We start from the raw sequence: 24,731 nt of genomic DNA, 5'->3' as shown, positions 1-24,731 counted from the left end.
GTGAATATTATTATTTCACTTCCTTAATCGCACTAGTTTCAATCCAGCCTTCGGTTCCATCAGTCAGTTGTATTTTTTTCCATTTTCCAATGGTTTCAAAAACAAACACTTTTGTTCCTTCATGCAATACTAATAATGGCTTACCACTATCTCTGGGTTCCGACTTCATATTCGTTCTTTCGGCAAAAATTATGGCTGGTTTTTCAGTATCAAAATGACTTTTCTCCATCATTGCAGCAGATAAAGTAATGACCATCAAAATAAATACTGCAAACATTCCAAAGAAGAAAATACGTTTAGAAAGTGTTCTTTGTGAAAAATAATACCCGATAAAAAACAATAAAAAAAATGTCGCCAGTCCTACAGAAATCCATCCCCAAGTATTGTAATTATAAATTCCGGTAAAATCCCGAAGTAACTTTCCAAAACCTACTTTTGGAATTACTTTAATCTCATCAATAGTTCTTTTTTGAGCGAATTTCAGGTTGTTTATGCTTTCCTTATCGTTTGGATTTAGCACCAATGCTTTTTCATAATAGTAAATCGAAGGCGCTACCTCATTCAATTTATAATACGCATTTCCTAAATTAAAATACAATTCCGAGGACTGATTATTGTCTTTTAAAACACTTTCATAAGCTGCCACAGCTTCAGTATACTTTCCTTTTGCATAGTAGGCATTCCCTTTTTCGAAACCGTTTTGGGCAAAGAAAATCTGAGTTGAAAGTAATAATATGTATAGTATGTTTTTCATTATTATGTTTTTTTTGCGATGAAGTCACAAAGGCGCAAAGTCTATTTACTCAAAAATTAATTTTATTAAGCAATTTGTTTTTCTAATTCAGAGATTATAAATACCGCTTTATCAAAATCCTGTTGTATCGTAACACTTGACGAAGGTGCATAACGAGCCACTTCACAATTTTCAGTAAGCGCAATAAAATCATTTACAGCTTCTGGTTTTGCATTTCGGGACAACAATAATTCCTGAATATTATTCTTACTCATTTCTGAAGTTTCAATGTGTAATTTCGCTTTGAGGAAATTATGCATCGCTTTTTCCAGAGCAATGTAAAACAGTTCTTTGTTATTGATTTGTTTCTTCGCTTCTGATAAATATTTCTTGGCCAATTTGTTATTCATTCGGATTCTGTTTCCGGAAATATCACCATCCATAGCTTCTTTCTTCTTTTTGAATAACACAATTATTGGTACCAATAAAAAAGGAAGCAATAACAATCCAATAAACAAATTCGACCCAAAGAAATCCTGTTTGTCAATGGTAACAAGATTGGTTTTTGACTTGATATTCTTAAATTCCTCTACCGCTGCAATTTTATTCTTATTTCCGCCTGTCGCTGTTGAATCAGCTGGTGTAGGACCATCCAAAACATTAATCATAATCTGCGGAGAACGCAACGTTTTATAGGTTCCGGAACTCAAATCAAAATAAGAAAACTGCATTGGCTTGACCGGATAATTTCCTCTGTATTGCGGAATTATTGCATAACTGTCCGACGATTTTCCAGCCATTCCAGAAAGTGGTGTACTGATATCTTCGCTGTGAACGGCATCGTACATTTCCAGTGCATTTGGCACTACTGGTTTTGGCAAACTGAATAGTTTCAAATTTCCTTTTCCGGATACGCTTACAACCAAATCAAGGCTCTCTCCATGTTTCAAATTAGTCTTTGATGGAGTAACTTTAAAATCAAAATCTCCAACCGCACCGCTGAAATCATCTGGTTTTCCTGCCTCGGGTAATGGCTTAACGTTGATGGTTTTGGCTCCAGCCGAAACACGTTTAGTGGTTTCTGTAAGCATCATACGACCAAACATATCCCTACGATTGGTTGGTAATTGCACATCTACCGATAATGACAATGGCTCAATTTTAAGTCTGCCCGATTTTTGCGGATACAGCACTACTTTTTTAAGTACAATAAACCTGAAATTCTGGCCCTTGAAAATTCCTTCTTCGGCCACAGGTTGTTTGATCTCGATATTTTGGCTCCAAAAATCATTGTACTTAGGCTTACTTGATTCTCCAAGGTTTGAAATTCCAATGTTACCAAAATATAATTTATAAACAACTGTAATGGGTTCGTTGATGTATGGATTTGTTTTAGAAACATCAGCAACCAGGTATAGGTTTTCATCCACAGACATTTGAGTATCGTTTGGGTCTCTTGGCTGTTCCGTGGCGGCAGTCACAATAATCTTGATTGGTGCCGTTTTATAAATTTGACCGTTGTACTCAATAGCCGCCGGCTTGATTATGAATGTCCCTTTTTGATTGGGTGTCAGAAAATAAGAATATGCTTTTTCAAAAGAACTTCTTCCGTTTACCCAGGATTGACTCACTTGCTGACTTGGTCCGGCTATAATTCGGAAACCATCAAAAGACGGCTGAACAAAATTATCGCCATCTACATTCATCATAAAATCAATACGCAGTCTTTCATTCAAGCCCAGCGTAGTTTTGCTCACTCTGGCCTCAAACTGAACCTGAGCGCTGAGTGTGCTGCATACCAATAAAACAATCGCCGCTATATATTTTTTCATTTTCAAACTCTCTAATTGAATTACCAATCCTTCTCCGTTTTAACTGGTTTTCCTTTTACTTTTTGGGCATTCACTTTGTCCTGAATCTTCTTTTCTTCTTTATTTACGGCATCTAAAAGATTTTCTAATCGTTCCTTAGAGATTCCTCCAGGAGCAGGTTTTGGCTCTCCTTTGTCTTTTGGTTTTGGATCTTTGTTTTGTTTGTCCTGATCGCCTTTATCGTCTTTTTTATCTTTTTCTTTATCGTCCTTTTTGTCTTTTTCGCCGTCTTTCTTGTCGTCCTTTTTATCGTCTTTCTTTTCCTGATCTTTCTTCTCGTCTTTTTTCTTATCGTCCTTTGACGGATTGTCTTTCAGCATTTTTTTGGCCAAAGCATAATTATAACGGGTTTCTTCATCAGTTGGATCATTACGCAAGGCATTTTTATACGCTTCTACTGCTTGTGTGTAATCTTTTTCATTCATGAATACATTCCCAAGATTATGAAAAGCACGGTGTTTCTGAGGTCTTGTTTTCGAATTTTTTAACGCTTTTGCATAAGCAAACTTCGCTTCGGAAGATTGTTTTTGCTTGTAAATACTATTTCCAAGATTAAAAGGCGCAGTTGCTTTATTAGGAAATTTCGAATCCGAAATTCGGTAATTAGCCTCCGCATCTACAAATTTGTTGTCTGCATAATCTTGGTTTGCTTTGGGCAAAATTCGATCTTTTTGTTGCGCATGCAATCCGGCTGTCCCGGAGAAAGCAACGATTAAAAAGGCAATTATGATAATTTTAAATCTTTTCATTTATTGTATCTATAAATCCAGAAGGCTTTGAAACCTTTTAGAAATAATTATTTATTCTCGTTAAATAAATCCAACTTTTTAACCCAACTCGTTTTTCTTTCCAATAGAAATACATCAACAAATAATAGCAAAAAGGCAAAACCCAAGAACCATTGAAATTGCGATTGAAAATCTGCCATTTCGGTAGCCTCAAACTCTGTTTTTTGAATATTATTCAAAGCATTCTTAACATATTCCAAAACTTCTTTGGTGTTATTACCATTTACATAACCTCCTTTTGTGGCTTTTGCAATGGCTGTCAGACTTTCTGGAACCAATTTTGTTATAACTACTTCGTTGTTATTGTCTTTCTTGAAACCTTCGATAATTCCATTTCTTTTTAATGGAATCGTACCTCCTTTTTCAGTTCCAACACCAATTGTAATAATTTTAATTCCAAGTTTATTCGCTTCTTCGGCGGCTTCATCAGCACCTTCATTATGGTCTTCACCATCCGAAATCATAATCAATAGCTTACTCGTTTTTTTATCATCAAAATACGTTGACGATAATTTGATAGCCTCGTTGAATGATGTTCCTACGGAGGAAACCATATCAGTATTCATGCTTTGCAGAAACATTTTTGCAACACTATAATCCGTAGTAATCGGCAATACTGGGAAAGCACTTCCTGCATAGGCCACAATTCCTATTCTGTCACTACCTAACTGATTGATAATTTGCGAAACAATTTGCTTGCTTTTATCCAATCGGTTTGGCGCTACGTCTTCGGCCAGCATACTTTTGGAGACATCAATAGCAAAAACAATGTCGATTCCTTCTCGTTTTACGGTTTCCATTTTGGTTCCAATCTTTGGATTTACCAAACCAAGAATGAGTCCAAGTAAAGCCAAAATCAAAACTGATACTTTCAAAACGGGTTTAAAAACTGAACTTTCCGGACTCAGTTTTTTCACCATTTCTAAATCGCCAAACTCGCGTTGTTTTTTTCTTTTCCAATATAAATTGAACAGAAAAACCAACACCACCAAAGGCAGTATAAAGAGAAGATATAAATATTTTTTTTCGTCTAATTCCATTTTTTTAATTTTAGTCGCAGTTTTCAGTTACAGTTTTCAGTTTGCGACTGTCATTATATAAAGCTTTTAAAAACCGTATTCCTTAATCCTACTTCCAGCAATAATAAAAAACCGGCGAACCATATAAAAGGTCTGAATTTTTCATCGTAATCATAGAATTTTAATTCTTCGATTTCAGTGGTTTCCAGTTTATTGATGGAAGCATAAATCTCCGCTAATTTGCTGTTGCTTGTTGCTCTGAAATATTTACCGTCTGTTTTTCTTGCAATATTTTTCATCAACTGCTCGTCAATTTCTACTTTCATCATTTGGAACAAAAACTTTCCATTTGGCGCGATAGCATAAGGAAACATGGCCATTCCATTAGTTCCAATTCCGACGGTATACACTTTGATTCCGTATTGTTTGGCAATATCCGATGCTGTTTCAGGCTCGATAAATCCAGCATTATTCACCCCATCAGTCAAAAGAATAATCACCTTACTTTTTGCCTGACTATCTTTCAATCTATTCACAGCGGTCGCTAATCCCATTCCTATTCCGGTTCCGTCCTGCAAAACATTATCATATTTAATACTGTTGATAGCATCCAGAATTACGGCTTTATCACTAGTGACCGGCGTTTTTGTGTACGCTTCAGAGGCATAAACCACAAGTCCAATCCTGTCATTCGGTCGTTCTTCAACAAAATCAGCGGCTACTCGTTTCAGAGCTTCCATTCTGTTCGGTTTCAAATCTTTGGCCAGCATACTCCCGGAAACGTCTATCGCCATGACGATATCAATCCCTTTCGTTGTTTTAGTCTTATTACTCACATCGACCGTCCTTGGCCTTGCCATAGCTACAATTAAAGAGCATAAAGCCAAAACCCGAAGCACATTCAACATCGGTTTTAACTTGGTCAAATACGATCCTGTTCCTTTAAATCCTTCTAACGAGCTTATTTTTAACGTGGCTGATTGATGGTTCTTTTTTCGCATGAACCAGACAATTACAACTGGAATCAGCAGAAACAACCAAAAAAATTCTGGGTTTAAAAATGTTATTTTGTCCATTATTTACTTGCTTGTTTTAATTCGACAGCATTTAAAACGCGTTCTGATATTTCGTTGCCATACTTATCTCCTTCTTCATGAAAAATTAAAATCTGTTGCAATCCGCCTTCTTGGGTGAACAATATTGCTTCATAATACATTTTTGCAGTAGTCTTATTGTCGCTATCAATTTGAGAGAAAGTTCCATAGGCTTTCAATCCTTTTACTCCTTCATTGGTTTCAAAATCTTCCTGTTTTACAATCATGTTTTGAGCTCCTTGCGCTTCAAGTGATTGCAGCGCACCATCCATAGATTTTGCCAAATCAATTTGAGTTTCTGCTTTGAATTTTAGTGTAGAAACCATCACATAAAAACGGTCCAAAACACTTCCGTAAGCAAAAGACTGCATTTCTTTGATCAAAGCCATTCCGTTTTTAGGGAGTGTTTTTGTCAAATCTACTCTCTTAAGCACTTTTGGTGTTTCTATGATAATTCCAGGATTTCCGTACTCACTTTTTACCCATTCACCTTCCAATAATTCTTTTGTAGGATGACCAATAATATTGTCTTTTACATAATCAAACCCCTTAGTAACGATGAAAAAAGTCGTGGTCGCTGCCAATAAAAAAACAACCGAAGCTACCGCAGTAACGATGCGTTTGTTCCTTTGTTTGCGCAATTGAATTTGGATTTGTTTTTGTCTTTGCGCTTCATTCAACAACATGTCTTCCTCTACCGGAATTTCCACAGGAATTGAATTGTCTAATGTCAGAATTGCTTTTTGAATCTTATTTCGGTCTTCTGTGATTTCGAAATCCAGTGGTTTTGACTTGGCAAATTTCACTAAATCGGCTTGTTTCAAAACGCGTTCCAAATTTTCAATTATTTCCTGCGAAAGCGTCATTTTCTTTTTTACAGAAGCTGCTCTAAGACCCTGAATCAATTCCGAAGTCGTGCTTTCCATAGCCGGAATTTCAATTGCTTCTTCGATATAATTTCTTGCGATATCAGTCAATTCACTATAATAGGCTTTGACTTCTCCTTTTTGCCAAAGTTCCTTTTTCTCTAAAGTATCCAGCAAAGTAGTCGCTTTCTCGATTGGAGTTTTATAAATTTCTTCCTGTAATTTCTTTTCTTGGCGTTTTTTAATGAACCAATAAATAAACGCTCCAATACCTACAATCAAAGCAATAATCAACAGGTATTTCCACCAGTCTCCAATTGGGTTATCCGCTGGAGCAATATCCTTGATGTCGAACATTTTTTGTTTCAAAGTATCCACTTGAACATTTGCCACTTCTACCAAAAGCGAATCCGTAAGAAACGGTTTGCTGTTGATAAAAATCCTAATACTTGGAACCACGTATCTACCCGAATCAAATTGGGTTAAACCGTATTTTTTGATTAATTCATAACGGCCGTCCATTTTGACAGTATCAATAGGATACGACTGAATCACCTCTAAAGCGCCAAAGTTTTTCAATTTTGGAAAAATGACTTTAGACGAAGTATCAACAGTAGTTTTTATGGACAGTTTAAATTCCGCACCAATTTTATTTTTAGTAGTGTCGATACTTGTGACTACTTGCTTTTGTTGTGCAAAAACCGCAGTCGAAAGCAGCAATAGTAGTAGGTATAATTGTTTTTTCATCTTTTATTATTGAACCCTTATCTCGATTTGAAATAACTTAATAATTTCGTCACATAACTTTCATCAACTCTAGTGTTTACAACACCAGAACCTGATTTACTGAATGTTTCTTTAAAATAATTGACTTTGTCGCGGTACTGTTTTTCATAATTCATTCGCACTGCTTTAGAACCGGTATTTATCAATTCGACTGCTCCGGTTTCAGCGTCAAGCATAGAAACCATACCTAAATCCGGCATTTTTTCTTCTCGAATGTCATATACGCGAATCCCCGTTATATCGTGTTTTTTTGCAGCAATTTTTAAAGTTTGCTCGTAATTTTCCGACATGAAATCAGAAATCACAAACACAATCGCTTTCTTTTTTTGAGTTCCTGATAAAAATTTTAAGGCTTGAGCAATATCTGTTTTACGGCTTTTAGGCTGAAATTCTATTAATTCCCGAATGATTCGAAGTACGTGTGATCTTCCTTTTTTTGGAGGAATATACAATTCGATTTCATCCGAAAACAAAATCAAACCTATTTTATCATTGTTTTGAGTTGCCGAAAAAGCCATCGTTGCAGCAATTTCTGTAACAATGTCTTTCTTAAATTGATTTTTCGAACCAAAACTTTCTGAACCCGAAATATCAACCATTAACATCATGGTCAATTCGCGCTCTTCCTCAAAAACCTTTACGTGCGCTTCGTTGTAACGTGCGGTTACATTCCAATCAATCGCACGAATATCATCTCCGTACTGGTATTGACGCACTTCGCTGAACGTCATTCCTCGTCCTTTGAAAGAAGTATGATACTCTCCCGAAAAGATGTGATCGCTCAATCTTCGGGTTTTGATTTCTATTTTTCGGACTTTTTTTAAGAGGTCTTTTGTATCCATTTTTAATTTGTTTAAAGTTTAAAAGCTTAACGTTCCAAGTCGTAATCCAACAACTTAAAACTCTAAACATTAAACAAACTTTAAGGTACTTCTACTTCGTTTACGATTTTGTTGATGATGTCTACTGAAGTAATATTTTCGGCTTCGGCTTCGTAGGTAACTCCAATTCTGTGACGCAACACATCATGAACAACCGCACGAACATCCTCTGGAATTACATAACCGCGACGTTTGATAAAAGCGTAGCATTTTGCGGCAGTCGCCAAATTGATACTTCCACGTGGCGATGCTCCAAAACTGATTAATGGTTTCAAATCAGCCAATTTATATTTCTCTGGGTAACGCGTGGCAAAAATGATATCAAGTATGTATTTTTCTATTTTTTCATCCATGTAAACCTCACGAACCGCTTCCTGAGCGCGTAAAATTTGTTCCACAGAAACTACAGCATTTACTTTTTCGTAACTTCCTTTTAAGTTTTGACGAATTACTAAACGTTCGTCTTCCATTTTTGGATAATCAATAACCGTTTTCAACATGAAACGATCGACCTGAGCTTCAGGTAATTGATACGTTCCTTCTTGTTCAATTGGATTTTGAGTAGCCAAAACCAAGAATGGTCTGTCCAGTTTGAAAGTAGTGTCACCAATAGTTACTTGCTTTTCCTGCATCGCCTCTAGCAATGCCGACTGCACTTTGGCTGGCGCACGGTTAATCTCATCGGCAAGGACGAAATTAGCGAAAATTGGTCCTTTTTTTATCGAAAATTCATTAGCCTTAATGTTGTAAATCATTGTTCCCACAACATCGGCTGGCAATAAATCCGGTGTAAATTGAATTCTGCTGAAAGATCCCTGAACGGCTTGCGAAAGGGTGTTTATCGCTAAAGTTTTTGCTAATCCGGGAACACCTTCCAATAAAATATGCCCTTGACCCAAAAGTCCAATTAACAAACGCTCCACCATGTGCTTTTGACCCACAATAACCTTGTTCATTTCCATTGTGAGAAGGTCTATAAATGCACTCTCTCTTTCGATTTTTTCATTGATTGCTCTGATGTCTAAAGTCGCCGTATTTTCTTCCATTTTATTATTTTTAAAACCTTGAATTTAATGCCTTCGTTTTGAAGGTGCAAATTGAATTTTTTTTTAGAAGTAAGATGTTAAAAAATGGTTAAAACTTCAATAAAAGCCTTAATTTTAAGGACTAATTGTGATACAATTTTTATATTTTTAAGAACTTTGAAAAATATACTTTGAATTACAGGATTTACACATTTCAATAAAAAATAAAAACCATGAGCAAAACAAAATTATCACCTATTGTAGCGGGTGTAATGAATTGGGGGATTTGGGATAAAAATCTCAATACCAAAGAAATGGAAAACATGATTAATGTGTGCTTAGAAAACAAAATCAGCACTTTTGACCATGCCGATATATACGGAGATTACACCACTGAAACCGACTTTGGAAAAGCCTTCGCTTCCAGTAAAATTGCACGAGAAAAATTACAGTTGATTTCGAAGTGTGGCATCCAAATGGTAACCGGAAACCGAGACAATACCATTAAACATTACGAGTATTCTAAAGATTATATTATCTGGTCCGTTGAGAACTCTTTAAAAAATTTACAGACGGATTATTTAGACGTCCTTTTACTCCACAGACCTAGTCCTTTGATGCAGGCCGATGAAATTGCCGAGGCGGTTTTAAAACTAAAATCAGACGGGAAAATCATCGATTTTGGACTTTCTAATTTTACATCTTCACAAACAGAATTAATCAGTCAAAAAACAGAAGTTTTATACAATCAAGTGCAATTTTCTGCAACGAATTTTGAGCCAATGGTGGACGGAAGTTTTGATTATATGCAAGCCAACAACATTCGACCTATGTCATGGAATCCGCTGGGATCCGTTTTTAGAGAAGACATTCCACAAACCAGACGATTAAAAAAGTTACTGGCAACCTTAGTTTCAAAATACCATTTGGGATCAGATTCGATTTTACTTTCTTGGATTTTAAAACATCCGGCTCAAGTAATTCCTATTGCAGGAACCGTAAATGTCGCCCGAATTCAATCGCTGATGAAAGCCGTCGAACTAGCATTAGACAAAGAAGATTGGTTTGCCATCTGGACCGCCAGCATGGGCGATGATGTAGCCTAAAATAGTGTTCAGTTCAGCAACTTTAGAATCAAAAACAGAAAAAAAATCATGACTAAAACAGCCTTAGTGACTGGAGCAACCAGCGGAATTGGTAAAGCAACAGCACAAATATTAGCTAAAAATAACTATAAAATTATTCTTTGCGGACGCCGTGAAGACCGATTAGTGGCTCTTGAAAAAGAACTTTCGGAATTTACTGAAGTGCATACTTTGTCCTTTGATGTTCGGGACAAAAAAGCGGTTTTTGAGAGTATCAATTCCATTCCGGAAGCTTTTTCTAAAATTGATGTTTTGATTAATAATGCCGGAAATGCGCATGGTTTAGATCCCATTCAAAACGGGGATTTAGATGATTGGGACGCCATGATTGACATCAATGTAAAAGGGCTTTTGTATGTTTCGAAAGCAATTATCCCACAAATGATCGAACGAAAATCAGGCCATATCATCAACATTGGTTCCATCGCAGGAAAAGAAGTTTATCCAAACGGAAACGTCTATTGTGCCTCCAAACATGCCGTTGACGCATTGAACCAAGCCATGCGCATGGATTTGAATCCGTATGGAATTCGCGTCGGTGCCATTCATCCCGGTGCTGTAGAAACAGAATTTAGCGAAGTGCGTTTTAAAGGTGATACAGACAGAGCTACCAATGTTTACAAAGGTTTTGAGCCATTACATCCTGAAGATATCGCAGATATTATTCACTTTGTAGTCTCCAGACCGTATCATGTAAATATTGCCGATTTAATGGTGTTGCCAACAGCGCAAGCTGCAGCTACTATTTTAAAAAGAGATATTTAAAATTGATTTTTAGATTGTTGGATTATTTAGAGAGTCTAAGAATCCAACGGTCTAAGAAATCTAAAAAATCTAATTGTATGATCAACAAACGCATTCTTATCAAGAACCTCCTTGCTCACAATGATGAGAGTAGTTTTTATGATAAAAAGCGACAGTTGAATTTGCATACACGGGAAGGAAAAGCTAAATTTTTAAAACATATTTGCGCACTCTCCAATTCGAATCCTACAAACAATTCCTATATTGTGGTAGGTGTGGAAGATCATGATAATCTTATTGTGGGCGATGATTTTTTTGACGACAGTCGGATTCAGAATTTAGTGAATGCATACTTGGAAAATCCTCCGAAAATTCAGTATGAAAATGTTCCTTTCCCAAATTTGCCAAAAGATAAAGTTATCGGACTGGTAACGGTCAAGCCAAAAAGCAAAACTTCCCATTTCAAAAAAGGAATTCACACGATTCCTGCCAACAGTATTTTCATACGGCGAGGCAGTAACACAATGCCAGTCGAAGGTGAAATTGAAAAAAATTATCAGAATACGGAAACCGTAATCGGTATCGAAAACAATTCTAGAAACAGCATTGAAAACACACTCGATGGCGTGATTGATTTCATGAATTTTCGCCATAAGGATATGGCGCCTAAATATAAAGTTTTCAAAGAATTATTTGTGATTTGCTGGGCAGGTGTAGCCAAAAAATCCCGTGAGAAAACTTATTTGTCACGTGTTGATATTGAATTGATCAATGAACAAATTAAGCTGTTTTATTCGGCTCAAGATGTGGTCGAAATTACTTTTGACGAAGATACTTTTACCATTATTGAATATGTTCCTTTGGGCTTGAACGACAAAACGAGCTATTATCCTTTAGAAAAGCAAACGATTCATTTTCATGATAATGGCTATTACAAAATTGAAAGAGAGATGCTGTTTCAGCCACCGGAATTCAACAAGAAAATGTTGTTTCATATTTATAATGCCAATATTGCTTTGCTGAAAAAACTCCAAAAAGGACTTTCGTTAACCGAAAGAGAGCATAAAGATTTAGAGAATTTACCTTCCACTTTTATGATTTGTTACCTCAACGGTTTTGAAGATGCCAAGCAAAAACTAATTGATGCAAAAGTGCTTTTAAAACCTTTCAACCAAGTGTATTTATCGTTCAAAGAGGCGTTGCGGATTTTGAGAAAGATGAAATATGATGTGCAGTGATTCTTAGGATTTTTATATTGGATTTGAACCAATATCTTTTTCTAATAATTTAGTCAAATTAATATCAGACTTCAATTGAAAAAAATAATTGCAGGATGCAAATTAAAAATCAGCAGCAATAAAACTCTTTTAATTTTCTTAACTCCTAAATAAAAGCCAATATTTCTTTTAAAAATTGACAGATAATTTTAGCCAACAGCAACGATAACTTAACAAGTGTACTCATTTGAAAAAAGTTTAATTTTTTGTAAAACTAATCCGAAAAAATAAATAAAACAATCACCTAAATTAGTGATATTTCAACTTTATATTAAAATGAGATTTGAGGAATTTGGTACCGTTATTTGCTATAAAAATTAGATTTTTTTTTAAAATACAGCTCCTTTTAATTTAGTTAAAAAAATAAGTTAAAAAGTAGTACTTCATCACACTTTTACTTAATTTTATGACTTGAAAAATAGCCTGTATTTTCTGCTATTTTTCAAGTCATAAAAGAACAACCAGTACATGAGAACACTTGTTATAGGCGACATCCACGGTGGTTTGCGAGCGCTGCACCAAATTATGGAAAGAGCCAAAGTTACTAAAAACGATACCCTGATTTTTTTGGGAGATTACGTTGACGGCTGGAGCCAATCCCCTCAGGTACTTGATTTTATCATTTATTTAAAAACGAAACAAAACTGCATTTGCATTCGCGGTAACCATGATGATTTATTACTGGAATGGCTTGACGAGAGCAAAGACAATCTGTTGTGGTACAAACATGGCGGGGAAGCGACGGTTTTGGCCTACGAATCCGTTAGCACAGAAACGAAACAAAAACATATTGAATTCCTAAAATCGTTGGATAATTTTTATCTGGATGAGCAACGTCGTCTGTTTGTTCATGCTGGTTTTACTAATATGAACGGTGTTGATTTCGAATATTTTCCTGGACTTTTCTATTGGGATAGAACCCTTTGGGAAACCGCATTGGCATTGGATACAACAATGAAATCCAATCACCCGTTTTATCCAAAACGGTTTACTTTATACAATGAAATTTATATTGGTCACACGCCCGTAACCCGAATTAGTGAAACAACTCCCGTACAAAAAGCTAATGTTTGGAACGTAGATACCGGAGCAGCATTCAAAGGTCCATTGACCATTATGGATGTTGACACCAAAGAATTCTGGCAAAGCGAACCTTTGGACCAATTGTATTTTGACGAGAAAGGAAGAAATTAGATTTTATTGAACTACTTTTGCACCCACTTTAAAAATTAAGAGTATGAAATGAGCATCACCGAAAATTGGTCACAAACACCAATTAAGATCTGCGAATTCCATATTCCAATAAAAAACAAATATTATCTTCATATGAAAAAAATTACCACATTAGTATTGTTATTGACTGTTGGACTGCTGCATGCACAAGCTTTCAAAGGAAATGGAGACGTTAAATTTGATGTTGGAGCGAACTTTCAAAACGGAGGTTCTGGAATTCGTGTTTCTTCTGATTTTGGTGTTGGAGAAAACATGTCATTCGGATTTGTTACCTCTTATTTGTTGTCTGTTTCTAAAGATGATTTAGGAAACAAACCTGATTTTGGAGACAGAGTAGATGTTAAGGCACGTTTCAATGCAAACTTGGGAAATGTTTTTGAATTAGATCCAAAAATGGATATTTATCCAGGATTAAATTTAGGTTTAAGAAATTTTGGTGCACATTTAGGTTTCCGTTATTTCTTTACAGAAGGTTTTGGTGTATTTACCGAAGCTGGAATTCCAATTGCCAGTTACAAAACAAATCCAATAGGTTTTGATAAATTGAACAACCAATTTACGTTTAATATTGGTGCTTCTTTCAATTTGTAGAATACTTTTCACAACAATTCTCGAAGCAATTTGAAATAAAAAAAGGCAATTTGAACTATTCAAATTGCCTTTTTTAGTTTATTATATTTTGTTGCTACAAATCGAATTTGATTCCTTGTGCCAATGGCAAACTTGTAGTGTAATTAATCGTATTCGTTTGTCTTCTCATATAGACTTTCCAAGCATCAGAACCTGATTCTCTTCCGCCACCAGTTTCTTTTTCACCACCAAAAGCGCCTCCAATTTCTGCACCGGAAGTTCCTATGTTTACATTTGCAATTCCACAATCAGAACCTACAACGGATAGGAAAAGTTCTGCTTCACGCAAATTATTTGTCATAATAGCGGATGATAATCCTTGCGCCACTCCGTTTTGAATTGCGATAGCATTCTCCACAGTTCCTGAATATTTCAATAAATATAAAACAGGCGCAAAAGTTTCATGTTGTACGATTTCGAAAGAATTCTCTGCTTCTGCAATTGCTGGTTTTACGTAGCAACCACTTTCAAATCCTTCACCAGAAAGCACGCCACCTTCCACTAGGATTTTCCCACCTTCGGCAACAACTTTTTCTAATGCTTTATTGTACATTTCCACTGCATGCTTATCAATTACAGGACCTACATGGTTGTTTTCATCCAAAGGATTTCCAATACGTAATTGTTTGTAAGCCGATACAATTGCATCTTTAACTTTATCATAAATACTTTCGTGAATAATTAAACGACGTGTTGATGTACAACGTTGTCCTGCCGTTCCTACCGCACCAAAAACAGCACCAATAACCGTCATTTTGATATCAGCATCCGGAGTTACAATGATGGCGTTGTTTCCGCCTAATTCCAATAATGATTTTCCAAGACGACCTGCAACTGCTTGCGCAACAATTTTCCCCATACGAGTAGAACCAGTTGCAGAAATCAATGGCACACGCTTGTCGTTAGTCATCATTTCACCCACTTTGTAATCTCCATTTATCAAACAGGAAATTCCTTCCGGAAGGTTATTTTCCTTGATTACTTCGGCAATAATATTTTGACAGGCAATCCCGCAAAGTGGTGTTTTTTCAGATGGTTTCCAAACACAAACATCGCCACAAATCCAGGCTAATGCTGTGTTCCAAGCCCAAACAGCAACTGGAAAATTGAAAGCCGAAATGATTCCAACAACTCCCATTGGGTGGTATTGCTCATACATTCTGTGACCTGGACGTTCGGAGTGCATCGTTAATCCGTGTAATTGACGCGACAATCCCACTGCAAAATCACAGATATCAATCATTTCTTGAACTTCGCCATATCCTTCTTGCAATGATTTCCCCATTTCATAGGAAACTAACTTGCCTAAAGCTTCTTTATTTTTACGTAATTTTTCACCAAACTGACGCACGATTTCACCACGTTGTGGCGCAGGCATCACTTTGAAAGTTTTAAAAGCTTCGGTAGCGGTTTGCATTACTTTTTCATAATCAGCAGCCGTAGTTGTTTTTACAGTACCTATTAGCTGACCGTCAACTGGTGAATAACTTTCAAGAATTTCCCCGTTTGAAAAATGGTTTATCCCGGTTGACGTTCCTTCATTTATGGCTTTTACACCCAATTGCGCCAATGCTTCCTTCATTCCGAATTGATCTGCTATTGTTATCATTGTAACTTTTTTATTAAAAATTGTTATATTTTTTTACAAATATATTGATTTAAGGTTAAATAGTAAACGTTACTACTTATATTTTCATTTTTTAGCCCTGATAGAAGCGGCATCCTTTATAGGTCTCGTTTTTTACGAGACCTATAAAGATACAGCGTATAGCAGGATGAGCTCCTGAAAATTATTTTTTGGCAACAAATCGAGGATCCGTTTCCATTACAGTTCCGCATTTTTCGCAAGTTCTCAAGTGTTCTGAATTATAGAAATGCTCGAAATGAGGCAAAAAATCTTTCTCGATATTATGCAGTTCAAAATAGACTTCGTGAAGCTTATGATTACAAGTATCGCAAAACCAAAGCAAGCCATCTGTAAATCCTTGTCCTGCTCTTTTTCGTTCGATGACAAGCCCAATAGAACCTTCGGAACGAACTGGAGAATGCGGAATTTTAGAGGGATTAAGGTACATATCGCCCGGATGCAATTCCATTTCTTTCCGCTCGCCGTCTTCCTGAACAATCACTTTTATCGAGCCTTCGAGTTGGTAAAATAACTCTTCGGTTTCGTTGTAATGGTAGTCTTTTCGGGCATTTGGACCCGCAACAATCATAACTATGTAATCTCCGGATTCTGTATATAAGTTCTTGTTACCAACGGGCGGTTTGAGCAGATGACGGTTTTCGTCAATCCATTTATTAAGGTTGAAAGGTTTTGCTATTGCCATGATTTTTATTTTAATTGTAAAGTTATGAAATATTAAAACGTTATTTTTTTTCCTTAATCAAATAAATATAGACAGGAAAATGGTCGCTAAATCCTATTTCGGTGGTGGAATGCCGCAACGGATAGCCTTTGTATTGTCCGCTATTTTGTATCAAAAATGACTTGTTGTAAATTCCTGCTTTCCAATATCGAAAGCTCGAATAATCCGTTTGTAGTAAGGTTTCCGAAACCATTATTTGGTCAAAAATATCCCATGCATCCCGAAATGCGATGGTTCCAAATCCCTTTTTGGCCATTTCTTCGAATGGATTGTAAATTCCAAACGGAAGCACATCTGCCTTTTTTGCTTTGGCGCCAAGCCCAATTCTGACGCTTTTATTATACGGTCCATCATTCAAATCACCCAAAGTAATCACTTTTGCGTTTGGATTTATACTTTGTAAAGAGTCTATTATTTTTCGGTTTAATGCGCCGGCGGCTTCACGAAACGGACTTGATTTTTTTTCACCACCTGAACGTGACGGCCAGTGATTGACGATGATATTGATTTCCTCACCATCGAGAAATCCCGTTACCAAAAGTTGATCTCGTGTATAAACCCGATAATTTTTGGTGCTTATTTGCAATTCATCATCTGTTTTTTCTTCAGAACTGGGTTTAGAATTTTCATTCGTATTTCCGCTTTCTTTATAAATGTACAACGGAATATTGCTATAACTCGTGGGCTGAAATTTCTTTTTTTGATACAACAGCGCCACATCGATTCCTCTTTTGTCCGGCGAATCAAAATGGATAATTCCGAAATCTTTCTCGATTAGTTTGGGTTGTTTGACCAAATCTTCCAAAACGCCTCGGTTTTCTATTTCGCATCCACCAATAAATGTAGGTGAATCCGTATTTTCCGCAGAACCTATTTCAGATAAAACGCGGGCTAAATTCCCTAATTTCTTTTCATATTTATCGTAGGTCCATCGCTGCAAACCCATTGGCGTCCACTCTTCATCAAAAGTATCAGGATCATTTATGGTGTCAAAAAGGTTTTCGAAATTATAAAACGCTACAGTATGAATGACGTATTTTTTCTGTTGTGCAGTAGATTTTATTATTGGAAAAAATAAAAAAAGAATAGGGATCCAGTGCGTAATTCTCATAGGTCTTATTTATTTCCAATTATTGATTAGATTCCTTTTTTGAATCTGGCTATTGTAAAAATAGTCATTTGAACCTGAACTTAGAATTATTTTCTAATTGTCTATCTTTGTTTTTATCATTTAAAACTTTACCACCAGAATTTTTTCAGAAAAGCATTCAAGCATGAACAAATACCGATTAATTTTTACACCACGAAGTCCTATATTATATCAATTTCTATTGCTTATTTTTGTTTTACAATCTTTCAACTGTCAAGCCCAATACAACATGATTACACCGCCTAGTTTACAAAAAGGAGATACCGTAGCAATTTTGGCAACAGCCAGAAAAAATACTGATGACAACCTGAAACCCGCTATTGCTTTATTGAAAAGTTGGGGTTTAGAAGTAGTCATTGGAAACACAATAGGTTTAGACAACGACCAATTAGCCGGAACCGATGAAGAACGCGCCGCCGATTTTCAGAAACAACTAGATAATCCAAACATCAAAGCCATCTGGTGTGTAAAAGGTGGATACGGAACCGTACGAATGATTGATTTACTGGATTTTACTGCCTTCAAAAAAAATCCAAAATGGATTGTTGGTTTCAGTGATGTGACTGTTTTACACAATCATTTGAATACAATGGGTTACAAATCCATTCACGGAATCATGCCGATAACCGCTCCTAAAGCAACTCCTCAAGCGATAGAAACACTGCGAATTGCGTTATTTGGTGAAAAATTGTCTTATGAAATAGATCCATTCCTGATGAACAGACCCGGAAAAGCTACCGGAGAATTAGTGGGCGGAAATTTATCGATTCTATACAGTTTGTTCGGTTCCCCATCCGCGATTGATTGTACTGATAAAATATTGTTTATAGAAGATTTAGACGAATATTTGTATCATATTGACCGCATGATGATGAACTTGAAACGAAATGGCTGTTTGGAAAGTATCAAAGGAATTGTTGTGGGTTCCATGACAAAAATGAAAGATAATGACATTCCGTGGGGGAAAAATGCCATAGAAATTATTGAAGATGTTACCAAAAAATACAATATTCCTGTCCTCTACAATTTCCCTGCCGGACATATTCAAGACAATAGAGCATTGATTTTAGGGAATAATGTGACTATCGATGTCAATATAAAATGCAGTACGCTGGTTTTTGAATAAAGACAATTTGATTTCAGACTGTTGATTATCAATTTTTGAATGCAGAAGTTTGAAAACTTAAAACAAAATTTTTGAATGGCGGAACACAACGAACTCGGGAAACTTGGAGAAGAAATGGCGGTCGAATTTCTACAAAAAGACGGTTACACTATTTTAGAAACCAACTGGACCTTCCAAAAAGCCGAAATAGACATTCTCGCCCAAAAAGAAAATATACTTGCAGTTATTGAAGTCAAAACACGTTCTTCATTAGAATTCGGCTTGCCTCAGGATTTTGTAAAACCCAAAAAAATCCAGCTTCTTGTAAAGGCCGTGGACGCTTTTGTCAACGAAAGAGATTTAGATATTGAAGTTCGTTTTGACATAATAGCCATCCATAAAGAAGGGAAATCTTTTGTAATTGAGCACCTTATCGATGCTTTTTATCACTTTTAAACGTTTTTTCTTGATGTTATATTTGTAACAAATTGTTTTTTATTTATATTTGCGTCATATTTACACACTAACTACGCGTATAATAACAACCAACTAAAAAAAATTACATCATGAAAACTGTTTCTTCCATTGTAGAAAACTACATCAAAACAAAGCCTTTTTTACTAAATGCATTATCATTAGGTATCATTAATCTGACCTCATTATCACGAAACATAATGACTGAATTAGAAAGTGAATTTGGCAAGGAAGTAAAACAAGGTGCAGTTGTTATGGCTTTAAAAAGACTAACAGAAGAACTGGATTTCAGGTTGAACCATAAGATTAACAAAGTCATCAAAAATATCGGAGAAATCACCGTTCGTTCGGCTTTGACCGATTATACTTTTGCTGCGTCCGACACCATTTTAAATAAACAAGCCGATTTAATTACGGATATCAATACACTACCGGATATTTTTTACACTTCATCCAGAGGAGTGAATGAAACGAATATTGTGGTTAGTAACAGTATTAATCACTTAGTAGACAAGCATTTTGCTACTGAAAAACTAATCCAAAAATTGGATAATCTGGCTTCAATTACAGTAAAATTACCTAAAGAAAATATTGTCGTTCCTGGGATTTACTATTTCATTTTTCAGCGTTTGGCCTGGGAAGGAATTATCATAAACGAAGTAATTTCGACTTCTAATGAATTTACTATCTTAGTGAGCGAAGAACAAGTAGATGTGGCTTTTAAAGTGATTAAAGATTTGAAGAATTAGATTAGTTTTCTAATATTTCGGTTTTTGTTTAGTTCCTCTAAAATTAATTATTTCAATACTTGATTTTTTATAATTTACTCGGTAAACCAAGTAGTTATTTTTATCTATTATTGCTTTGTGAAGATTTTTATAGGTTTCAGATTTTGGATATAAGTTAGGGAAAAGACTAATCTGATTGGTAACTTGGTTGATATTTTCTTCCAATTGCAAAATTTCTCTAAAAGTCCATTCTGCTTCTAAATATTCAATAACAATTGCTAAACCGTTATCGGCTTGTGGCGTCCATTTGATCTTTAACGCCATTTAGAAAATCTATTCATTACAGTTTCGTGACTAATAAATTCGTCATTTTCTGCTTGCTTTAAACCGTTTTCAATTTCAAGTTTTTCATCTGAATTCAAATCAGCAAACCAATCTTTTTTGCTGGTTTTTAAAATAATTTCAAGTTTTTCCAATAAACTTTCGTCTATTGTAGTCAACTCTTGAATAAAATTATATTTTCTGGTGGCTAAATTCATAACTTAAAATTTTAGTTTAACAAAGTTATCTCTTTTGATTGTGTTAAAAAAACAAATCCTAAAATTTAACTAAGTGATTCATTTTCAAATATTAAAAAAATTAATCTTAAAAATATTTCGTTTTTGATAAAAAAAATTGAATTAAATGCAAAAAGAATCCCATTTAAAAATTTCTTATTCCCCACCCAACATTTCCATCAATTCCAATGCTGTTCTGGTATTTTTCACATTATCAAAAGTCAATAGCAATCGTAATCCAGCCGGCGTTTGCTTTTCTTTCATTTTGCATAAATTAGGATGTTTTTGGACAAATTGTAACACCTTATGAAAACGATTCGATTGATAATAATCTGATTGTTGATCTGAAATAAAATACCCAATCATCTTGCCTTGTTTCATCACTAATTTCTCGATTCCAATGCGAGTCGCAATCCATTTGATACGAATACTGTTCATTAATGCTTTGGCTCGTGGCGGCATTGGACCAAAACGGTCAATCAATTTATTTTGGAAAACAATCAGTTCTTCTTCGTTTTTGACTGCGCCTAATTCATTGTACAAACTCAATCGCTCCGAAACATTATTGATGTATTCATCAGAAAACAATAACTCAAAATCAGTATCGATTTGTAAGTCTTTGACGTATTCTTTGGTTTCTAAATTATTTTCCTCTGGATACAAATCCTTGAATTCGTTTTCTTTCAATTCGTCAATGGCTTCGTTCATGATTTTTTGGTACGTATCAAAACCGATTTCGTTGATGAAACCACTTTGCTCGCCACCCAATAAATCTCCGGCACCACGAATCTCTAAATCCTTCATCGCAATATTAAATCCGCTTCCCAATTCGCTGAACTGTTCCAATGCCTGAATTCGTTTTCTGGCATCATCGGTCATCGCAGAATATGGTGGACAAATAAAATAACAAAACGCTTTCTTGTTGCTACGCCCTACTCTACCGCGCATTTGATGCAAATCAGACAATCCGAAATTATTGGCGTTATTGATAAAAATCGTATTGGCATTGGGAACGTCTAATCCGCTTTCGATAATTGTGGTTGCTACCAAAACGTCAAATTCGCCGTTCATGAAAGCCAACATCAATTCCTCAAGTTTTTTTCCGTCCATTTGCCCATGACCAATTCCAACTCTGGCATTGGGCACCAAACGCTGAATCATTCCGGCAACTTCCTTGATATTTTCTATTCGATTATTAATGAAAAAAACCTGACCGTTACGTTGAATTTCATACGAAATCGCATCCCGAATCACCTCTTCACTAAAACCAACAACATTCGTTTCAATAGGATAACGATTGGGCGGAGGCGTTGTAATTACGGATAAATCACGCGCGGCCATCAATGAAAACTGCAACGTTCGAGGTATTGGCGTTGCGGTCAAAGTCAGCGTATCCACATTAGCCGCAATGGTTTTGAGTTTATCTTTTACATTCACTCCAAATTTTTGTTCCTCATCTACAATCAACAAGCCCAAATCTTTAAAAACGACATTTTTGTTGACTAATTGGTGTGTTCCAATCACAATATCAAGCTTTCCTTCGGCTAATTGTTTTAGCGTTTCTGCTTTTTGTTTGGCGGTTCTAAAACGGTTCAAATACCCAATAGAAACCGGCATATCTTTCAATCGTTCTGTAAAAGTTCTGTAATGCTGGTAGGCCAAAATCGTCGTAGGAACCAAAATTGCCACTTGTTTACTATTATCCACAGCTTTGAAAGCCGCACGAATAGCCACTTCAGTTTTACCGAAACCTACATCTCCACAAACCAAGCGATCCATTGGTCGGTCGCTCTCCATATCGGCTTTAACTTCTGCTGTCGATTTGGTTTGGTCCGGTGTATCTTCATAAATAAACGAGCTTTCCAGTTCGTTTTGCAAATAACTGTCGGGCGCAAACTGAAAACCTTTTTCGAGTCTTCTTTTGGCATACAATTGAATCAAATTGAATGCAATATGTTTGACGCGTGCCTTAGTTTTTTGTTTTAAAATCTTCCAGGCATTCGAACCCAATTTGTAAATTTTGGGCGGCGTACCGTCTTTTCCGTTGTATTTTGAAATTTTGTGCAGCGAATGAATACTCACATACACAATATCATTATCGGCATAACCGAGCTTGATGGCTTCTTGCGTTTTGCCTTCGACTTGTATTTTTTGTAACCCTCCAAAACGTCCAATTCCGTGATCAATGTGCGTCACATAATCCCCAACCGAAAGTGTTGTGAGTTCTTTTAAAGTGATATTTTGTTTTTTCGAATAGCCATTTTTGATGCTGAATTTATGATAGCGTTCAAAAATCTGATGGTCAGTGTAACAGGTTATTTGGTTTTCCTCGTCAATAAATCCTTGGTACAAAGGCAAAACAATGGTGTTGTATTGCTTGCGGATATTCTCAGAATTCGCTTCATCCAAGGTTTCAAAAATATCATGAAATCGTTTCGCCTGAGCTTCATTCGAACAAAACAAATAATTTTTGTAGCCGTTAAAATGATTTTCATTCAGATTATTCAGCAACAAATCAAATTGTTTGTTGAAAGACGGTTGTGGCTGAATGTGAAATTCGAATTTTTTTGTGGTTCTAAAAATAGGTTTTGAACTCAATTCCACAATCGAAAAATCCAACGCTCTTTTTATAAATTCCGCTTGATTCAAAAACAATTGTTCTGGCGAAGACCGCTTTATTTCCTGCGACAATTTTGCGAAAGCTTCTTCGGCTTTGCCAAATTGTTTATCCAATTGCAATAAAAAATCTTCAGTATTCTGAATGAAAATTACTGTTTTCTCCGAGATATAATCCAAGAAACTTTCTCGGTTTTCCTGAAAAACTTTGTTTTCCACATTTGGGATTATTGTAATCTTTTTTTGCGTTTCAATAGACAATTGCGTCGCTACATCAAACGTACGGATACTCTCAACTTCATCTCCAAAAAACTCAATTCGGTACGGATTATCATTCGAAAATGAAAATACATCGACAATTCCTCCACGAACCGAAAACTCTCCGGGTTCTGTAATGAAATCAACTCTTTTAAATTCGTATTCGAACAAAACTTCATTGATAAAGTCGATGGAAATCTTATCCCCAACAGCAACTTTCAACGTGTTTTTATCCAATTCTTTTCGAGTCACCACTTTCTCGAAAAGCGCTTCTGGATACGTGACAATAACGGCGGGTTTCTTGCGGGAATTGATTCGGTTTAACACCTCGGCGCGAAGCAAAACATTCGCGTTATCCGTATCTTCTATTTCGTACGGGCGACGAAATGAACCGGGATAAAATAGCACATCTTGCTCCCCAATCATCTGTTCCAAATCGTTCAAGTAATACGCCGCTTCTTCTTTATTGTTTAAAATAACTAAAAAAGGAAGCTCCGATTGTTTAAATACAGAACGAATTACAAACGAAACTGCAGAACCCAAAAGTCCCGAAAGCTGCATTTTTACTTGATTATTTTCTGATAACCGCGCAACTATTTGCTGGGTTTTTGGCGAATTATCGTAGGTGTTGTATAAGATTTTTTTACTCAACGCGTGGTATATTTGGATCGATGACTGGTGTGTTAGGAATGGCTCTTGTGGTGTCCATCATTTTCAATAAATCAGATTCTCCCTCTTCAATGGGAATTTTACTTTTCTCCACAATTTTATCCATTTGTCTTTGTAGCGAGACTAATTCCAAGTTGATTTCTGAAACTAACAACGTCACTTTTTTATCAGGAATATTATCCAAATGAATGAATAAATCCAGCAATCTAACTTTAGTAATCAACGTGGAAATCCTGCTTTTTATTTGAGGTTTGTTGTATTCGTAAGGAATATTATCGTTTAAAGCCATTGCTTTTTTCGAAAGCGCTTTTGATTTTTGCTGAAAAGCTCCAATACTTTTTTTAGGCTTTTGTGCTAATTCAGCCAAAAACATACGCCATTCGTTCCAAGACGCAATGCTTTTTTCACCCGCTTCGGTTACTGGCTCATCGTACAAAACCCAACCTTTCTGTATGTTTGCGAAAATGACTTCTCTTTTTTGAATCTCTTTTTTGTTTTCCACAATGCGTTTTTCATTGTCATTTTTACAGGATAACAAAAGGAAAATCAGCGAAAAGAACACGGCTAAATTGTATTTCATTTTTAATTTCATTAAAGTACAAAGTTACAAAGTAAATTTACAATAATGAATTCCAGTATTGGAATAACAATCTAATATTGCTTCACTAATTTTTATGTTTAAAAACATCATAAATTAAGAAACTTAATATGTT

23 protein-coding genes are annotated in these 24,731 nt (G+C 35.7%); 8 read left to right on the top strand and 15 right to left on the bottom strand.

The window, feature by feature from the left end:
• Window positions 1–10: 10 nt before the first annotated feature.
• The 8 genes from BC952_RS02715 to BC952_RS02680 form a co-directional block, all read right to left on the bottom strand.
• Window positions 11–754 carry a tetratricopeptide repeat protein gene (locus BC952_RS02715; RefSeq protein WP_121364147.1) on the bottom strand — a complete coding sequence of 248 codons (744 nt, stop codon included), beginning with the start codon at window positions 752–754 and terminating at the stop codon, window positions 11–13.
• Window positions 755–819: 65 nt separating this feature from the next.
• Window positions 820–2,565: a BatD family protein gene (locus BC952_RS02710; protein ID WP_121364146.1), complete on the bottom strand. Its 1,746-nt coding sequence runs from the start codon at window positions 2,563–2,565 to the stop codon at window positions 820–822.
• 20 nt (window positions 2,566–2,585) lie between these two features.
• Window positions 2,586–3,353 carry a tetratricopeptide repeat protein gene (locus BC952_RS02705; RefSeq protein ID WP_121364145.1) on the bottom strand — a complete coding sequence of 256 codons (768 nt, stop codon included), beginning with the start codon at window positions 3,351–3,353 and terminating at the stop codon, window positions 2,586–2,588.
• A gap of 47 nt (window positions 3,354–3,400) precedes the next feature.
• A complete protein-coding gene (locus tag BC952_RS02700) occupies window positions 3,401–4,432 on the bottom strand; it encodes a VWA domain-containing protein (protein WP_121364144.1) in 1,032 nt (343 codons plus the stop codon).
• A 53-nt stretch (window positions 4,433–4,485) separates the two neighbouring features.
• Window positions 4,486–5,487, bottom strand: a complete 1,002-nt coding sequence (locus tag BC952_RS02695; protein WP_121364143.1) for a vWA domain-containing protein — start codon at window positions 5,485–5,487, stop codon at window positions 4,486–4,488.
• Window positions 5,487–7,118 (bottom strand): hypothetical protein, encoded by a 1,632-nt coding sequence (locus BC952_RS02690; RefSeq protein ID WP_121364142.1) that lies wholly within the window; start codon window positions 7,116–7,118, stop codon window positions 5,487–5,489. The genes BC952_RS02695 and BC952_RS02690 overlap by 1 nt, the downstream gene beginning before the upstream one ends.
• Window positions 7,119–7,135: 17 nt before the next feature.
• The gene (locus tag BC952_RS02685; protein WP_121364141.1) at window positions 7,136–7,999 is read right to left on the bottom strand and encodes a DUF58 domain-containing protein; all 864 of its coding nucleotides are present in this window, start codon (window positions 7,997–7,999) and stop codon (window positions 7,136–7,138) included.
• Window positions 8,000–8,079: 80 nt separating this feature from the next.
• Entirely contained in the window at window positions 8,080–9,084 is a 1,005-nt protein-coding gene (locus BC952_RS02680; RefSeq protein ID WP_091166367.1) for an AAA family ATPase, read from the bottom strand.
• Window positions 9,085–9,296: 212 nt separating this feature from the next.
• On the opposite strand from BC952_RS02680, the gene BC952_RS02675 reads away from it, so the two are divergent.
• The 5 genes from BC952_RS02675 (at window position 9,297) to BC952_RS02655 (ending at window position 14,053) form a co-directional block, all read left to right on the top strand.
• A complete protein-coding gene (locus BC952_RS02675; protein WP_121364140.1) occupies window positions 9,297–10,169 on the top strand; it encodes an aldo/keto reductase in 873 nt (290 codons plus the stop codon).
• 48 nt (window positions 10,170–10,217) lie between these two features.
• Window positions 10,218–10,973 (top strand): SDR family NAD(P)-dependent oxidoreductase, encoded by a 756-nt coding sequence (locus BC952_RS02670; RefSeq protein WP_121364139.1) that lies wholly within the window; start codon window positions 10,218–10,220, stop codon window positions 10,971–10,973.
• A 77-nt stretch (window positions 10,974–11,050) separates the two neighbouring features.
• Window positions 11,051–12,190, top strand: coding sequence for an ATP-binding protein (locus BC952_RS02665; RefSeq protein WP_121364138.1), 1,140 nt, complete (start codon window positions 11,051–11,053; stop codon window positions 12,188–12,190).
• A 507-nt stretch (window positions 12,191–12,697) separates the two neighbouring features.
• Window positions 12,698–13,423, top strand: a complete 726-nt coding sequence (locus BC952_RS02660; protein WP_121364137.1) for a metallophosphoesterase family protein — start codon at window positions 12,698–12,700, stop codon at window positions 13,421–13,423.
• 132 nt (window positions 13,424–13,555) lie between these two features.
• Complete coding sequence (locus tag BC952_RS02655) at window positions 13,556–14,053, top strand: DUF6646 family protein (RefSeq protein ID WP_121364919.1); 498 nt, start codon at window positions 13,556–13,558, stop codon at window positions 14,051–14,053.
• Between the two features lie 94 nt (window positions 14,054–14,147).
• Here BC952_RS02655 and amaB read toward each other — a convergent pair whose 3' ends face one another.
• The 3 genes from amaB to BC952_RS02640 all read right to left on the bottom strand — a co-directional run bounded on the left by amaB (window position 14,148) and on the right by BC952_RS02640 (window position 17,572).
• Window positions 14,148–15,701 (bottom strand): L-piperidine-6-carboxylate dehydrogenase, encoded by a 1,554-nt coding sequence (amaB, locus tag BC952_RS02650; RefSeq protein ID WP_121364136.1) that lies wholly within the window; start codon window positions 15,699–15,701, stop codon window positions 14,148–14,150.
• Window positions 15,702–15,882: 181 nt separating this feature from the next.
• Window positions 15,883–16,422, bottom strand: coding sequence for a 3-hydroxyanthranilate 3,4-dioxygenase (locus tag BC952_RS02645; RefSeq protein ID WP_121364135.1), 540 nt, complete (start codon window positions 16,420–16,422; stop codon window positions 15,883–15,885).
• A 40-nt stretch (window positions 16,423–16,462) separates the two neighbouring features.
• Window positions 16,463–17,572: an endonuclease/exonuclease/phosphatase family protein gene (locus BC952_RS02640; RefSeq protein ID WP_121364134.1), complete on the bottom strand. Its 1,110-nt coding sequence runs from the start codon at window positions 17,570–17,572 to the stop codon at window positions 16,463–16,465.
• Between the two features lie 268 nt (window positions 17,573–17,840).
• Here BC952_RS02640 and BC952_RS02635 point away from each other — a divergent pair, with 268 nt between their 5' ends.
• The 3 genes from BC952_RS02635 (at window position 17,841) to BC952_RS02625 (ending at window position 19,939) form a co-directional block, all read left to right on the top strand.
• The gene (locus BC952_RS02635) at window positions 17,841–18,737 is read left to right on the top strand and encodes a S66 peptidase family protein (RefSeq protein ID WP_167445715.1); all 897 of its coding nucleotides are present in this window, start codon (window positions 17,841–17,843) and stop codon (window positions 18,735–18,737) included.
• Between the two features lie 75 nt (window positions 18,738–18,812).
• Window positions 18,813–19,172, top strand: coding sequence for a YraN family protein (locus tag BC952_RS02630; protein ID WP_121364132.1), 360 nt, complete (start codon window positions 18,813–18,815; stop codon window positions 19,170–19,172).
• A gap of 110 nt (window positions 19,173–19,282) precedes the next feature.
• On the top strand, window positions 19,283–19,939 hold the full coding sequence (locus tag BC952_RS02625; protein WP_121364131.1) for an aspartate kinase: 657 nt from the start codon (window positions 19,283–19,285) through the stop codon (window positions 19,937–19,939).
• Window positions 19,940–19,948: 9 nt separating this feature from the next.
• Here the strand turns inward: BC952_RS02625 and BC952_RS02620 are convergent, their stop codons facing one another.
• The 4 genes from BC952_RS02620 to BC952_RS02605 all read right to left on the bottom strand — a co-directional run bounded on the left by BC952_RS02620 (window position 19,949) and on the right by BC952_RS02605 (window position 24,598).
• Window positions 19,949–20,242 carry a type II toxin-antitoxin system RelE/ParE family toxin gene (locus BC952_RS02620; protein WP_121364130.1) on the bottom strand — a complete coding sequence of 98 codons (294 nt, stop codon included), beginning with the start codon at window positions 20,240–20,242 and terminating at the stop codon, window positions 19,949–19,951.
• Window positions 20,233–20,457 (bottom strand): hypothetical protein, encoded by a 225-nt coding sequence (locus BC952_RS02615; RefSeq protein WP_121364129.1) that lies wholly within the window; start codon window positions 20,455–20,457, stop codon window positions 20,233–20,235. The genes BC952_RS02620 and BC952_RS02615 overlap by 10 nt, the downstream gene beginning before the upstream one ends.
• Before the next feature lie 174 nt (window positions 20,458–20,631).
• Complete coding sequence (gene mfd, locus BC952_RS02610) at window positions 20,632–24,000, bottom strand: transcription-repair coupling factor (RefSeq protein ID WP_121364128.1); 3,369 nt, start codon at window positions 23,998–24,000, stop codon at window positions 20,632–20,634.
• Entirely contained in the window at window positions 23,993–24,598 is a 606-nt protein-coding gene (locus BC952_RS02605) for a hypothetical protein (RefSeq protein WP_121364918.1), read from the bottom strand. The genes mfd and BC952_RS02605 overlap by 8 nt, the downstream gene beginning before the upstream one ends.
• Window positions 24,599–24,731 lie beyond the last annotated feature (133 nt).

Source organism: Flavobacterium limicola (assembly GCF_003634755.1).
In the GTDB taxonomy this organism is placed as follows: Bacteria; Bacteroidota; Bacteroidia; order Flavobacteriales; family Flavobacteriaceae; genus Flavobacterium; species Flavobacterium limicola.
Note: the sequence above shows the minus strand (reverse complement) of the source record. Positions and strands in the feature narration are given on the sequence as shown.

What these genes read in the sequence shown, in the direction of transcription:
- BC952_RS02715 (WP_121364147.1), bottom strand. Translation starts at nt 754, where the DNA reads ATGAAAAACATACTATACATATTATTACTTTCAACTCAGATTTTCTTT.
- BC952_RS02710 (WP_121364146.1), bottom strand. Translation starts at nt 2,565, where the DNA reads ATGAAAAAATATATAGCGGCGATTGTTTTATTGGTATGCAGCACACTC.
- BC952_RS02705 (WP_121364145.1), bottom strand. Translation starts at nt 3,353, where the DNA reads ATGAAAAGATTTAAAATTATCATAATTGCCTTTTTAATCGTTGCTTTC.
- BC952_RS02700 (WP_121364144.1), bottom strand. Translation starts at nt 4,432, where the DNA reads ATGGAATTAGACGAAAAAAAATATTTATATCTTCTCTTTATACTGCCT.
- BC952_RS02695 (WP_121364143.1), bottom strand. Translation starts at nt 5,487, where the DNA reads ATGGACAAAATAACATTTTTAAACCCAGAATTTTTTTGGTTGTTTCTG.
- BC952_RS02690 (WP_121364142.1), bottom strand. Translation starts at nt 7,118, where the DNA reads ATGAAAAAACAATTATACCTACTACTATTGCTGCTTTCGACTGCGGTT.
- BC952_RS02685 (WP_121364141.1), bottom strand. Translation starts at nt 7,999, where the DNA reads ATGGATACAAAAGACCTCTTAAAAAAAGTCCGAAAAATAGAAATCAAA.
- BC952_RS02680 (WP_091166367.1), bottom strand. Translation starts at nt 9,084, where the DNA reads ATGGAAGAAAATACGGCGACTTTAGACATCAGAGCAATCAATGAAAAA.
- BC952_RS02675 (WP_121364140.1), top strand. Translation starts at nt 9,297, where the DNA reads ATGAGCAAAACAAAATTATCACCTATTGTAGCGGGTGTAATGAATTGG.
- BC952_RS02670 (WP_121364139.1), top strand. Translation starts at nt 10,218, where the DNA reads ATGACTAAAACAGCCTTAGTGACTGGAGCAACCAGCGGAATTGGTAAA.
- BC952_RS02665 (WP_121364138.1), top strand. Translation starts at nt 11,051, where the DNA reads ATGATCAACAAACGCATTCTTATCAAGAACCTCCTTGCTCACAATGAT.
- BC952_RS02660 (WP_121364137.1), top strand. Translation starts at nt 12,698, where the DNA reads ATGAGAACACTTGTTATAGGCGACATCCACGGTGGTTTGCGAGCGCTG.
- BC952_RS02655 (WP_121364919.1), top strand. Translation starts at nt 13,556, where the DNA reads ATGAAAAAAATTACCACATTAGTATTGTTATTGACTGTTGGACTGCTG.
- amaB (WP_121364136.1), bottom strand. Translation starts at nt 15,701, where the DNA reads ATGATAACAATAGCAGATCAATTCGGAATGAAGGAAGCATTGGCGCAA.
- BC952_RS02645 (WP_121364135.1), bottom strand. Translation starts at nt 16,422, where the DNA reads ATGGCAATAGCAAAACCTTTCAACCTTAATAAATGGATTGACGAAAAC.
- BC952_RS02640 (WP_121364134.1), bottom strand. Translation starts at nt 17,572, where the DNA reads ATGAGAATTACGCACTGGATCCCTATTCTTTTTTTATTTTTTCCAATA.
- BC952_RS02635 (WP_167445715.1), top strand. Translation starts at nt 17,841, where the DNA reads ATGATTACACCGCCTAGTTTACAAAAAGGAGATACCGTAGCAATTTTG.
- BC952_RS02630 (WP_121364132.1), top strand. Translation starts at nt 18,813, where the DNA reads ATGGCGGAACACAACGAACTCGGGAAACTTGGAGAAGAAATGGCGGTC.
- BC952_RS02625 (WP_121364131.1), top strand. Translation starts at nt 19,283, where the DNA reads ATGAAAACTGTTTCTTCCATTGTAGAAAACTACATCAAAACAAAGCCT.
- BC952_RS02620 (WP_121364130.1), bottom strand. Translation starts at nt 20,242, where the DNA reads ATGGCGTTAAAGATCAAATGGACGCCACAAGCCGATAACGGTTTAGCA.
- BC952_RS02615 (WP_121364129.1), bottom strand. Translation starts at nt 20,457, where the DNA reads ATGAATTTAGCCACCAGAAAATATAATTTTATTCAAGAGTTGACTACA.
- BC952_RS02605 (WP_121364918.1), bottom strand. Translation starts at nt 24,598, where the DNA reads ATGAAATACAATTTAGCCGTGTTCTTTTCGCTGATTTTCCTTTTGTTA.